11 protein-coding genes are annotated in these 13,869 nt (G+C 41.1%); all 11 read left to right on the top strand.

Annotation, left to right across the window (positions count from 1 at the left end; all coding sequences use genetic code 11):
- Window positions 1-306 precede the first annotated feature (306 nt).
- Window positions 307-2,412 carry a squalene-hopene cyclase gene (locus tag COV43_09320; protein ID PIR24597.1) on the top strand — a complete coding sequence of 702 codons (2,106 nt, stop codon included), beginning with the start codon at window positions 307-309 and terminating at the stop codon, window positions 2,410-2,412.
- A 137-nt stretch (window positions 2,413-2,549) separates the two neighbouring features.
- A complete protein-coding gene (locus COV43_09315) occupies window positions 2,550-3,239 on the top strand; it encodes a hypothetical protein (protein PIR24596.1) in 690 nt (229 codons plus the stop codon).
- 45 nt (window positions 3,240-3,284) lie between these two features.
- Entirely contained in the window at window positions 3,285-4,439 is a 1,155-nt protein-coding gene (locus tag COV43_09310) for a cysteine desulfurase NifS (GenBank protein ID PIR24595.1), read from the top strand.
- A 139-nt stretch (window positions 4,440-4,578) separates the two neighbouring features.
- On the top strand, window positions 4,579-5,016 hold the full coding sequence (locus tag COV43_09305) for a 50S ribosomal protein L13 (GenBank protein ID PIR24594.1): 438 nt from the start codon (window positions 4,579-4,581) through the stop codon (window positions 5,014-5,016).
- Window positions 5,017-5,037: 21 nt separating this feature from the next.
- Window positions 5,038-5,451 carry a 30S ribosomal protein S9 gene (locus COV43_09300; protein ID PIR24593.1) on the top strand — a complete coding sequence of 138 codons (414 nt, stop codon included), beginning with the start codon at window positions 5,038-5,040 and terminating at the stop codon, window positions 5,449-5,451.
- Between the two features lie 134 nt (window positions 5,452-5,585).
- Window positions 5,586-7,298: a CTP synthetase gene (pyrG, locus tag COV43_09295; protein PIR24592.1), complete on the top strand. Its 1,713-nt coding sequence runs from the start codon at window positions 5,586-5,588 to the stop codon at window positions 7,296-7,298.
- 32 nt (window positions 7,299-7,330) lie between these two features.
- Entirely contained in the window at window positions 7,331-8,815 is a 1,485-nt protein-coding gene (gene rpoN, locus COV43_09290) for an RNA polymerase sigma-54 factor (protein PIR24591.1), read from the top strand.
- An 18-nt stretch (window positions 8,816-8,833) separates the two neighbouring features.
- Window positions 8,834-9,154, top strand: a complete 321-nt coding sequence (raiA, locus tag COV43_09285; GenBank protein ID PIR24590.1) for a ribosomal subunit interface protein — start codon at window positions 8,834-8,836, stop codon at window positions 9,152-9,154.
- A gap of 138 nt (window positions 9,155-9,292) precedes the next feature.
- Complete coding sequence (locus COV43_09280; GenBank protein ID PIR24589.1) at window positions 9,293-10,465, top strand: methionine adenosyltransferase; 1,173 nt, start codon at window positions 9,293-9,295, stop codon at window positions 10,463-10,465.
- A gap of 228 nt (window positions 10,466-10,693) precedes the next feature.
- Entirely contained in the window at window positions 10,694-11,347 is a 654-nt protein-coding gene (locus COV43_09275) for a hypothetical protein (protein ID PIR24588.1), read from the top strand.
- Between the two features lie 17 nt (window positions 11,348-11,364).
- Window positions 11,365-13,725, top strand: a complete 2,361-nt coding sequence (locus tag COV43_09270; GenBank protein ID PIR24587.1) for a hypothetical protein — start codon at window positions 11,365-11,367, stop codon at window positions 13,723-13,725.
- Window positions 13,726-13,869 lie beyond the last annotated feature (144 nt).

Raw genomic sequence — 13,869 nt, 5'->3', positions numbered from 1 at the left:
TATGAAGAGTTCCGATATATTGTTTAACATAATATATATTATGCGACTTAATATATGTTAGAGTTAGGATTCAAGGGTTGACGTCCTTTGCTCATTTTTGGATCTTATACCCCTCATTCCTTGTTCACTTTTCTTCGTCTTTCCCTTTTGTGGATCTCAGCACCCTTTTCTTCTCACTAAGATGAGGGGTGTTATTCCAGTGCTTTAAACTTGTATCTGCAGGTCTTTACGGCCATTTCTTTTCTCGACATTTTCAAAAAATCATGCGAGAAACCCTGACTTCTTGAACCTTTCGTGAGGATTTTTATGCAGGATATTTCTTCGTCTTCCAACCTTGATCGCAAACTTCCCTTAGAGTCCAAAATTGTTTCTGAATATGCACAGTTTGCAGAAAATTTAGACCTTAACACCTCAATCAACCACATGCTTAGCCTTCAACGCAGCGACGGCTATTGGTGGTTTAGCCTTGAAGCCAACGAGCAAATTGGTGCTGAATTTATTATGCTCATGCACTTTATTGAGTGTGTTGATGAAACCACACAGGCAGGTATCGCGCGAAGAATTTTGGATGTGCAGCGTGAAGATGGCTCCTGGTCATTGTCGCATAAAGGGAAAGCAGATCTTTCCACGAGTATCGAATGCTATTTTGCCTTGAAGCTTGCAGGCTTTTCTCCCGATGATCCTGCTTTGCAAAAGGCTCGCGCTTATATTCTCTCGGCTGGTGGCATTGAAAAAGCTAGAATCTTCACCAAAATTCATTTGGCGTGGTTTGGCCAGGTTCCGTGGTGGGCTTGCCCCTCTATGCCTGTAGAGTTAATTTTGCTGCCGGACTGGTTTCCCATTAACATCTACGAATTTTCTAGTTGGGCAAGAGCTTCTATCGTTCCCCTTCTCATTATTTTATCGTTGCGACCACTCAAGGTGCTTGATGAAAAATTTCATGTAGATGAACTTTATGTCAACTCAAGTGAAAACAGAGATTTTAGTTACAAAACAGATAAGGGAAAACTTTCTCCGGAAAATCTTTTCATCTACATCGATAAATTTTTGAAGTTTGTTGAAAAAACACCGCTGAAACCGCTTCGAAAACTCTCACTCAAAAAAGCAAAAACCTGGATCTGGGATCACGTAGAAAAAGTAGAAGATATTTATCCAGCGCTGGCAAATGCAGTAATAGCCTATCATACCCTTGGATATGCAGTGAGCGAGCCTGAAATTCAAAAGCCTCTCGATGCCCTTAAAATGTTTCAGCAACATTATATTGAATCAGAGCTTCCTTCGCTTCCAGATGAAGTGAGAGACGATGGTGAAATACGCCCTTCCGAACTTCGTCAACGCAATGAGCACATTAGCGTAAGTGCAACAAGTAGTTGGAAAGAACACAAAGAGCTCGATCACAAGCTTCGCGTGCACCAACAATGTTGTGTTTCTCCCGTTTGGGATACTCCATGGATGATTGTAGCTTTGTTAGAAGCAGGTGTGCCGTCAGATCATCCGGCTCTTTTAAAAACAGGAAGATGGTTGCTCAAAAAACAAATTACAGAAATTAAAGGTGACTGGGCAGTGAAGTGTAAAAAAGATGTTGAGCCTGGTGGTTGGGCGTTTGAATTTGAAAATGATTTTTTCCCAGATGTAGATGACACTATAGAAGTCCTCCACGTTTTAAAGCAGCTCAAGCTTCCACAAGCTGAGAAAAAAGCGGCCTGTGATCGGGCTTTGAATTGGCTGCTGGCAATGCAAAATAAAGATGGCGGCTGGGGAGCCTTCGATACAAATAATGACTTAGAACTTTTGAACAAAATACCATTTTCAGACCATGGAGCTTGTCTCGATCCTTCTACTCCAGACATTACGGGACGTATGATCGAACTTTTGCTCACTTACGGTTTTTCGCAAGATGCCGAACCTATTCGCAGAGGAGTCGATTACCTCAAAAGAACACAAGAAAGTTTTGGAGCCTGGTTTGCCAGATGGGGTGTAAATTATATCTACGGAACCTGGGCTGTGCTCACGGCTTTTTCGATGATGGACGACCCCAGCTTAACCCCTTTAGTGGAAAAAGCCACCACCTGGTTGCACTCTATCCAAAATGAAGATGGCGGATTTAGTGAATCCACCGAAAGCTACGACCTCAAACAGTTCGTCCCTTGCCCAGAGAGTACCGCATCTCAAACAGGATGGGCCCTCATGGCCTTGATTGCTTCAGACCAGGCTGAAACCCACCGAAAAGATAAGGCTGCACGCTATCTTTCGGAATCACGAAACGAATATGGTGCGTGGGATGAAGAATACCACACTGGGACAGGTTTTCCGGGGCATTTTTACATACGCTATCATGGTTATAGACATTATTTTCCTCTTCTGGCCTTGGCGAAATATAAAAAGTCCAAACAGGAGCAAAAGGTTATTTAGAAATTCTTTTCTTTTTCATGACTTAGCTTCTCTTCCTTGGTGTAAAGCTTGAGTTTTGTTATACTGAACGCAACTTGGGCCTGCAGAGAAACCGATAAGCCTTACAAGGGCTTAGTGTGCCCTGAAGGAGTTTCAAGGTGAAGCAAGAAGAGAGACAAATAAATAACTTTGCGACGCGCTTCAACAAGTACCTCGAGTACCAAAAGAAGCACAAGCCCAGTAAAGCAAGCTCTGGCCAATTTGAGCAAGAGCTCAAGTCTGTGAAAGAAAACAAGACTCAAGACAATCCTTCTCCATCAACTGAGAAAAAAGAATTTGTCTTTTCTGAGCAAGTGGAATCAAAAGATATCAGCCTTTCTTCCGCAAAACGCCTGGCAAAATATGCTTCCCTTATTCAAGATGCAGCAAAACGTCACTCCGTGCCGGTGGAACTTATCTGCGGAGTTATTCTTCAAGAGTCACATGCAAAATCAAACGCCGTTTCCCCAGTTGGTGCAAAGGGTTTAATGCAACTCATGCCCGCAACAGCTCACCGTTTTGGAGTGAAAAACATTCTTGATCCGGCGCAAAATATCGAAGGTGGAACCAAATATCTTTCCTGGCTCTTGAAGCGATTTAAGGGAGATGTGAAGCTTGCTGTTGCTGGTTATAATGCTGGCGAAGGTGCCGTGGAAAAATATGGAAATAAAATTCCCCCCTACCGAGAGACTCAACAATATGTTCCCAAAGTTCTTGGCTATACCCAAGCTATGGTTGAGATTATTTCGCAAGATATTGCTTCAAAAGATGAAGCTTCCCAACTTCCAACTCACGCCCGAAGAGTCTAAAACTTTTTCCTTGCACTTGAGCTCTCTTTTACTAATGAGCTTTGCATGGAACGACTTTTTTACTTCGACTGCAATGCAACCACTCGTATTTTGCCAGAAGCACTTGAGGCGATGTTGCCCTTTTACCGAGATCTTTACGCCAACCCCAACAGCTTGCATGCGTTTGGCCATCAGCTTGAACGGCACCTCGAAAAGGCTCGCGAACAAGTGGCAAAGAGTGTTGGTGCAAAACGTGTGAGTGAACTTGTTTTCACCGGTTCCGGAACGGAAGCAAACAACACCGCAATTCTTTCTGCCTTAGCTCAAGATAAAAAGAAGCAACATATCATCACCACAAAAGTTGAACATTCCTCCATTCTCAAACTTTGCGCATACCTCGAAACAAAAGGTGTGCGCGTTAGTTACCTTTCGGTTGATGCACAAGGTCATCTCGATCTTGCTGAACTTGAGTCACTCATCTCAGAAGACACTGCTCTCGTTTCAATCATGTGGGCAAACAATGAAACAGGAGTTGTTTTTCCCATTGAAAAATTTTCTCAGCTCTGCGAGCGAAAACAAGTTCCTTTGCACGTTGATGCTATTCAAGTTTTGGGTAAACTTGAAATTTCCTTAAGCAATCTTGCTGTAAATTATTTGAGTGTGTCAGCTCACAAGTTTCAAGGTCCAAAAGGTGTGGGGGCTTTGTATGTAAAAAGAGGAACTCCTTTCACGCCACTTCTTTTTGGCGGCGGACAGGAAATGGGCAAGAGGTCTGGAACTCAGGCCGTTCCGCTTATTGTAGGCATGGGAGTGGCTGCAAGCCATGCAGAATCAAAACGAGCTCAAGAAGGAATCAGAATTAAACAGCTCCGAGATTTTTTCGAATCAGAAATACTCAACGCTTTTCCTTCAGCAAAAATAAATGGCGATAAACGCCAACGACTTTGCAATACTTCAAGCATTGGTTTTCCTGGCATCGAGGCCGAGTCATTTCTCTTGGCATTGAGTGAAAAAGGAATCTGCGCTTCTTCAGGCTCAGCTTGTACAAGCGGGAAGTTGAACCCTTCTCATGTGTTGCGGGCCATGGGTGTTTCGAAGGAATATGCAGCAGGTTCCATTCGCTTCAGTTTTGGGCATGAAACCCAAGAAGCCGAGGTAAAAGAGGCTCTTGGCATAATATTTGGGCTTTTAGAGCGTTTTTCAGTTAAATCCTCCTTTTGAGCCCATGTTCCTCATGGCCCTTTTGGCCAAATAACTTACTTTGAAGCAGGTTAAGGATAAATCTTGACTTCATAGGGCTAATTCTATAAACCCCGCAGCCTTGTAGGATGATATTAATTTTTTGAAGAAGAGTGATACCATGAAACAACAAAAATGCTTCTGTGCAAAACCGAATGAAACCAAACGAAACTGGGTTATCGTTGATCTTGAAGATCAAGTCCTTGGACGTGCTGCAAGCAAAATTGCAGATATGCTCCGCGGAAAACATCGCCCAACCTACACTCCTCATATGGATGTTGGTGATTTCGTTGTGGTCTTAAACGCCGCAAAGGTAAAACTTACCGGAAATAAATGGGACCAAAAAATATTGTATCGTCACAGTGGTTTTCCAGGTGGTTTGAAAGAAAGAACTGCTCGCGAAAGCATCGAAAGACATCCAGACGAGCTTATCAAACATGCTGTTTGGGGAATGCTTCCAAAAAACAGTCTTTCAAGAAGCTTGATGACAAAATTAAAAGTTTACGCAGATACAGAACATCCTCACGCATCACAAATGCCTGAGACAGTTACGCTTTAATTAAAGGAGATGGGTATACATATGTCGTTGACTGCAAAAGATAAAAAGAAAACTGAATTCCTTGCAACAGGCAGAAGAAAAACTTCTATCGCTCGCGTTAGAGTTTCTCCTGGGGAAGGAACTCTTATCGTTAATAAAAGACCAATCGAAGAATATTTCGGCAGAAAAATTTTAAGCGTTATTGCAAATCAACCTTTTGTCGTTACTGGCACTACTGGAAAATTTGATGCAATGATCAACGTTGATGGTGGCGGACTTTCTGGTCAAGCTGCTGCAGTTCGTCATGGTATTGCGAGAGCATTGATTAACATGAACCCAGATCTTCGCAAGCCACTTAAAGTAAATGGTTACCTTACACGTGATGCACGTGAAAAAGAGAGAAGAAAAGTTGGACATCGTAAAGCTCGTAAGAGTCCACAATTTTCAAAACGCTAAATTGTTTTTATCCTGTTTCAAAATGGGAGGCACACTTGCCTCCCATTTTTTTTGTTCAGAGTGAAAAGAAATTTTGTCTTGCTTGACGAGTAAAGATGACTTCGTTTATATGGAAAAAACCGAAAGGAAATAAAATGTCACGGCAGAAAAATACAAAAATAATTTTTATCACGGGTGGAGTTGTTTCAAGTCTTGGAAAAGGAATTGCTTCAGCTTCAATGGCCGCCCTCCTCGAAAGCCGTGGCCTCACTGTTTCACTTCAAAAGTTGGATCCTTACATCAATGTTGATCCAGGTACCATGAGTCCTTTTCAACACGGTGAAGTTTTTGTCACTGATGATGGCGCAGAAACTGATCTTGATCTTGGTCACTATGAGCGTTTCACCACTACACGCACTTCAAAATTATCCAACTTTACATCCGGAAAAATTTACGATTCCGTTATTCGAAAAGAACGTCACGGTGATTATCTTGGACGAACAGTTCAAGTGATCCCTCATATTACAGACGAAATTAAAGCTTCTATTATGAAAGCTGCAATCGGCGTAGATGTTGCTCTGGTTGAAATTGGCGGCACCGTTGGTGATATTGAAAGCCTTCCATTCTTAGAAGCAATTAGACAATTTCGTTTTGATATTGGCAGAGAAAACACCTTATATGTTCACCTTACGCTTGTTCCCCACATTAAGTCTGCGGGCGAAGTAAAAACGAAACCGACGCAACACAGCGTTCAAAAGCTGAGAGAAATTGGGATTCAACCAGATTTACTCTTATGCCGCTCTGAAGTTCCCCTCGATCAAGAAATCAAAGCAAAAATTGCCCTCTTTTGTAATATCTCTCAAGAGTGTGTCATTACTGCTATTGATGTTGAACATATTTATGATGTTCCTCTTTGTTTGCATCACGAAGGTCTCGACGAAAAAGTGGTTGAACTGCTTGGTATTTGGACAAAGTCTCCCGATCTTTCGGCATGGGAAGACCTTACCAAAAAAATCAGGACGCTTAAAGATGAAGTGGTCATCGGCATCGTTGGAAAATATGTTCATTTGGAAGACTCCTACAAAAGTCTTAACGAAGCGCTCTATCATGGCGGAATTGCGAACGGGGTAAAAGTTAAATTACAGTTTATCGACGCAGAAGATTTACAAGTTGAGGCTTTTGAACCCCTTCTCGAAAACTTAGATGGAATTCTTGTTCCGGGAGGTTTTGGAGAAAGAGGCGTTGAAGGAAAAATTAAAGCAATTCGTTATGCGCGAGAAAACAAAGTTCCCTTCTATGGTATTTGCCTTGGAATGCAGCTTGCGGTGATAGAGTTTGCGCGAAACGTTTGCGGTATTGCAAAAGCAAATAGCCTCGAGTTTGACAGCAATGCAAAAGATCCAGTGATTAGTCTCATGGAAGAACAAAAAGCAGTATATAACAAAGGCGCCACCATGCGACTTGGCTCTTACCCTTGCAGCTTGAAGAAAAAAACTAAAGCCTCTCTTTCTTACGGAGAATCGCACATAGAAGAGCGCCATCGTCACCGCTATGAATTTAATAATAGCTATAAAGAAGTTTTGGAAAAAAATGGACTTGTTATTTCTGGTGTGTGTGATCCCGCCAATTTGGTAGAAATTGTTGAGCTTGCCGATCATCCTTGGTTTTTGGCTTGCCAATTTCATCCAGAATTCAAATCAAGACCAATGAATCCGCATCCTCTTTTTGTTCATTTTGTTGAAGCCGCAAAGGCAAATGCAGAACGAAAAAACTGGAATGACCAAAAGCGTGGAGTGGATCTAAAGGCTGAAAAAACTCAGGAAGTGACCATCGAAAAAGAAAATGGGATGAAAACTGCGAAATCTTGACTTTGAAGATTTTTGCATTTATCATACCTTAAATGGCACTTGAGATAAAACAGAGTCTTAAATTAGGTCAATCGCTGGTTATAACGCCGCAGCTGCAGCAGGCCATCAAGCTGCTTCAGCTTTCTCGAGTTGAACTTGCAGACCTTATTCAGAAGGAATTGCTCGAAAACCCCATTTTAGAAGAAAATGCCTCAGAAGACCCTCAAGAAGCAAAATCAGAAGAAAATACCAGCGAACGAAGTGAGAAGGCTTTAGAGCAGGAAAATCACCACGATCATACCGTCGATGAAGTAGGCTCCAAAGAAGGTGAATTTAAAGAGCCCGCTGATTTTGATTGGGAAAACTACCTTAATAGCTTCAGTTCTAATGATTATAAGGGTGAAAGGGAAAGCATTGCTTCCTCAGACGAACAGCCCAGTTACGAAAACTTCATTCGCCAGACAGAATCCTTGCAAGATCACCTCTTGTGGCAATTGCATCTGGGAAGTTTTGATAAACGAGAAGTTGCAGTTGGCACCGAGATTATAGGAAATATCAACGAAGACGCCTACCTCACAACGAGTTGCGAAGAAATTGCACAAAAAACCAAAGAAGAACTTCATTTTGTTGAGCATGTTTTAGCTCGCATTCAAGAATTTGATCCAATTGGTGTAGCTGCAAGATCACTTACAGAATGTTTGTTGCTCCAAGCAAAACACTTGGTAAGTGATACCTCCAAAATTGGTTTATTGCTCAACGATTACCTTCTCGACCTCGAACGTCGCGACTATCATAACATTAACAAAAAAACGGGTTTTTCTTTGGAAGAAATTCAAGAACTCGCGCGTCTTATTTCTTCACTCGATCCAAAGCCAGGAAGGCCCTACTCTCCTGACAATGCTCAATACATTACTCCCGATGTTTACATTCAAAATACAGAAGATGGATATTTGATTACACTCAACGAAGATGGTTTGCCGCGTTTGCAAATTAGCAATCTCTACAGAAAAAGTATGATGAAAGGTGCTTCGGTGAATGGAGATACAAAGTCTTATATTCAAGAAAGGCTTAAAGCTGCAACGTGGCTTATCAAGTCTATTCATCAGCGACAACGGACACTTTATCGAGTTACAAAGAGCATTGTAAAATTTCAAAAAGAATTTTTTGATCATGGTGTGCATTGTTTAAAGCCTCTTACGCTTAAAGAAGTTGCAGATGATATTGAAATGCATGAGTCCACTATTAGTCGTGTTACTACAAACAAATATGTTCATTCACCTCGTGGTATTTTCGAACTTAAATATTTTTTCAATAGCTCTATTCAAATGGTTGAAGGCGGCGGAGTAGCTTCTGAAGCTGTTAAGGCGAAGATCAAAGATATGGTTTCAGGTGAAGATGCAAAAAGACCTCTCTCGGATCAAAAAATTTCAGATCTTTTAAAACACCAAAACATTGACATCGCTCGAAGAACTGTAGCAAAGTATCGCGAGGTGCTTGGCATTCAACCATCGTCGAAACGTAAAAGACGTTTTCCTTAAAAAGCCGAAGGGAATAAGATGAAACCACATTATACTTTCCAAAATATAGATGCTACCGAAGGCCTGAAAAAACATACTGCAGAAAAATTAACAAAAATAAATAAATACGTTCATCGTCCCATTAGTGTTCATGTTATTTTTAACGTTGAACACCTTGAGCACATTGTAGAAATAAACCTTGAAGCAGACGGCTCACATTTTCTAGCTACAGACAGACAACATGATATGTATGCTTCCATCGATGGCGCTGTTGAAAAAATTATAACCCAACTTCGTAAGTCGCGCGATCGCATGAAAAAAGCATGCAAAACAGTGGTTCCTGAGCCCCCTATTCTTTGATACGACTTACTTTCCCCAATCCATAAAAGAGGCCATTTCAACGGCCTTTTTTGGTATTCCTAGCTTGACACCGTACCCCATCTTTACTAGCTTCCTGCCCATTCATTTTTAACGCATGCAAACAAAAAAGGGGTTATGATGGCAGAACAATTAGATTATTTATTCACTTCTGAGTCAGTGACTGAGGGACATCCTGATAAAGTTGCCGATCAAGTTTCAGATAGTATTCTCGACGCGATTCTTGAACAAGATCCAAATGCGCGCGTGGCATGTGAAACACTTGTTACCACTGGATTTGCAATGATAGCTGGCGAAATTACTGCAAATGCTCAAATTAGTTATGCAGATATCGTTCGTGGTACTATCAAAGATATTGGCTATTGCCATCATGCCATGGGGTTTGATTGGGAAACGTGTGGAGTGATTGTAAGCGTAGACAAGCAGTCTCCCGATATTTCTCAAGGAGTAACTGCTGGTGAAGGTGTTTTCAAAGAGCAAGGCGCTGGCGATCAAGGTTTAATGTTTGGATATGCATGTAACGAAACTCAAGAGCTGATGCCCATGCCTATTGTGTTTGCACATCGTCTTACAAATCGTTTAGCGGAAGCAAGAAAAAATGGTGACCTTAAATTTCTAAGACCGGATGGAAAAGCCCAAGTGACCATTCGTTACGAAAACGACAAACCAGTTCACATTGATACGGTTGTTGTTTCAACGCAACATGACCCTGATGTTTCTTATGAAGAACTTCAGCAAGCAGTAAAAGAGCAAGTCATTCGAAAATGCATTCCTGCTGAATTGCTTGATGATTCAACTCGATACCTCATTAATCCAACTGGTCGTTTTGTTCTTGGTGGACCACATGCAGATTGTGGGCTTACCGGAAGAAAAATCATTGTTGATACTTACGGTGGTGTTGGAAGTCATGGTGGTGGCGCTTTCTCTGGCAAAGACCCAAGCAAAGTAGACAGAAGCGCATCATATATGGCGCGTTACATTGCTAAAAATATTGTGGCTTCTGAAGTAGTTGATAAATGCGAAGTGCAAATTGCTTATGCTATCGGATATCCAGAACCAGTTTCTGTGATGATTAATGCTTTCGATACATGCAAAGTAGATCCAAAACAATTGCTTGCAGCAATAAAAGAAGTGTTCTGTATGAAGCCCGCAGCTATTATTGAGCAGTTGAAATTGAAGCGCCCCATCTACAGACAAACGGCTTCTGGTGGGCACTTCGGACGAAGCGGAGAAGCATTTACGTGGGAAAACACCGATAAGGTAGCTGATTTGAAAGCTGCTCTTAAAATCTAAGCCCGTTTTTAAGCTGAAAACACAAAACACCGTATAGCGATATACGGTGTTTTTTTTATTTCTCCAGCCTGGAGACTTTACCCCCCTTCTCTTCTTTTTGTTCCCCCAATTCCCTCTTCCCTTCTGTATTATGTCTACGTAAGTATATGAAAGATATAACTTATATTTGATTGTCATACGTGCTAATCTGGCAAGGATGTTGCATTCTCTAATCCCGGAGGAAAATGGATGGTTAAAGTAGAACAAAATATACGCGTTCAGACAGTGGAAGCAAGCGAGAAGTCTGTGCCCACAAAGTCTAGCAATACAGTACCCTCCGCTTTGGACAATTATGCCATCGCAGCTCCAGCTCCTTTGAGAGCTTTGGTGAATCCTGCTCAAGGTGTTTCTGATGTGGATGAAGTGATGAGCGTGCTTGATGCAACCTTGAACATCCAAGATGCAATTACAGACGGAACGTTTACCCTTAATGCTGAAGAGGCACTTATTTCGCGCATGACCTTTGGGGATTTTAATCCGGAGCGAAAAAAACCAAGTTTTTCCCTTCCAGCGATTCCAGATGTTGAAAAAACAATGAGACGTTCTGCTGCAGTGAGAGCAAATCCAAGTGGAATGGTTAAAAATTTGGAAGGTTTGCAAAAAAATTACAAATCCCTTTTCGATGAAGCAAAAAAAATGTGGCATTCATCGTCATTGGGTGCCTCACAAAAAGAAGAATACAAATTGTATATCAATAAGCTAAGTGAAGGCATAAGGCGTGTAGAAAAAGAATTAGCCACAGCAAATTATTATAAAGAGTGGCAAGACTTGAAAGCAGAAGCAAAACAAAAACTCATCGATGAAGCAAGTGATGAAGATCTGTTAACTTCAGCAACAACATAAATGAGTGAGAGAAAAATATGCAAGTAACGAAAACAACACCAACAATCATACTCGAAAAATCTCAAGCGAGATCACAGGGAGTGGAAGGTCAAGAAAATGTGCCTACTTCCGCTGAGGTGCTTGAACAAAGACTTGCACAAGAGTTAGATGCACCAGCGCCTGAAACAAGTTCTGATGCAGAACTTTTAAATGCTTATACGTTTGGTTCATATGCCAACGCTGCTCAAGAATCTGATTTGTCTTCTTTGTCGCTTGATAAACTTCGAAATTTTCCACCCAGCTTTGAAGAACTTGCTACTGAAAATTTAGCACTTGCACAAAGACCAGATATTGGATTGCAAAAATATGAAAGTCTAAGTGACAAAATTGATGTACTGATTGAACGCACAAAAGCTTCGCTTGCAGATCCAAGTTTGAAAAATAGAATCGAACGACAAACCCTAACGGAACGCCTTCAGCTTTTGAAGCAAGCAAAATTAACAACTCAAAATGAAATTGAAAAATTATACAAACGCATAGACGCACAAGAAGATGCGTGGATGCAAGAGCGCATTCAAGGAGCCGATCTCAATCAAGATGGATGGATGGGAAAACCAAACGACGAAAACAGCCTCCGCGTGATTGATGGAAATTATTTTGATAAAGAAGGAAATCCGGTTGATAAACCTTATAATGATATTAATTACACTCCAAGTTTTATAAGTGATAGCAACGTTGAAGTTGTGAATGGGCCTCGAGAGACAGCAAACTCTGATTTCTACGATAACAACGGTGAGTTAAGGAATAAGCTAAAAGACAGTGCGGATATTCATTTTCAACTTAAAGAAACGCCACAATATGCAGGCGAATTTGGAACAGAAGTAAATATAAATGTTCCTCAGTATATTTGGGTTGAAACGGAAGAAGGGAAAAATAAACCAAAGCAAGAAATTTTACCAAATGGAAAGTTAAGATACACTCCCGTTCCTTCTTACGATATTAGTGGAAGAAATGTTTCAGGAAAACTTCCAGAAGATATGTCAAAAGCTAAGCAAGTAGAAGTTGCAAAAGTGATGGTCCATTCTCGAGTAAGCGGAGTGAAAGCTCCTGAAGGTTCACCTCTTTACCATCAAGTAGTTGATTACCTTGACCGCGATGGCAATCTTATTATGCGTATGGAAATTCAAGGCAATGGAACTGATGCAGATCGTGCAGCTTCATCCGTCGCAATGACCTTTAGCGGAAATAGAACTGCAGTTGAATTTGATGCTTCTAAGTGGGAATCAACAGGACGATTTATTACGAAAAATATCGAAAATATTCTTAAGCTTGATAAACCAGAATTAGGAAAAGTAAGAGACACTCTCTTTGATGAGGGCAATTGGGGAAAAGACCCTGGTGCCGTGCTTACTGAGGAAGAACGTGCCGCAATATCTTACCATCAAAACATTAGCCGTTTTCGTGATAAGTCGCCTGGTCTTTTTCTTTACAATCGTGAAGGAAATGCTGGGAAACTTTATTCAGCACCACATTATATTGAGAAAAAATATTATTCAGCTGAAGGAAATGATATTTATAGCGATAGTACAAATATAGATGCTAGAAGATCCGGTACTTTTGATAATAATGAGAGAAGTTACAATGCAATGTTTGGAAATAAAAAAAGTATTTGGCATCCTGAAGCTAATTTTAGATCAGGTCTTTTCATCCATCTTAATAACGGTGGAATTATTACCGGAACAAAATATGACGATGTAATTGTTACAGATAACCTGAAAGGAACTGATGTAAGTACCATTATTGATGGAGGTGGTGGCACAAATATTTACAAAGGTGGAAACGGGAGTGTGGTTGCCAGAAACTTTAGTTTTGTTTCGAAGGAAAATGACGCAAGTGACAAATTTTATCTTTCAACTATTGCTGCTCATGGTTCTCAATCAGATCTCGATAAAGCGCGTGGCAATGTGCGAAATTATGTACAAATAAAGGGCGGCGGTACCAATTATATCGATAATCCAGAAGAAATTGGTTTCGATGCCGCCGCCTCGTACGAAAATGGTGATGCGTCATTACACGATGATTATTATGGAGTAAGTGGTACAACTGCATTTTCAAATATTGATGACGATGATGTTGCGGAAGAATATCGTTCTGGAAAACCTTGGGATGCCAGCGCTCTTGATACTTTACAAGCTGATGCTCAAACTGATCTCCTCAAAATTATCAGGCACGCACCCGGCGGTGAAGGCCTAGCGCCTCAGGTAACCTTCGACAGCTGGAAGGCTCGTTATGGCTCGTACGCTGAGCTTGCGAGTGAAGTAGACCAGACCTTTGATGCCTTCTTTGTCACTATCAATGAGATCGATGGTGATATTGAGGATGCTTATACGGTGGAATAATCCCTTCTCATAATTGGGGAAAGGAGTCCCCAAACGGGTTCAAATCCCCTCTCCTTTTCGTTCTGCTGAAAATAACCATTAAAAATACTGTGGAATATCAATGACTTATGTCTCATGAGAAGGCTGTTTTTTGGCAACCATATT

Source organism: Deltaproteobacteria bacterium CG11_big_fil_rev_8_21_14_0_20_42_23, assembly GCA_002796345.1.
Lineage (GTDB): Bacteria > UBA10199 > UBA10199 > 2-02-FULL-44-16 > 2-02-FULL-44-16 > 1-14-0-20-42-23.
This window is presented reverse-complemented; position numbering and strand designations above follow the sequence as displayed.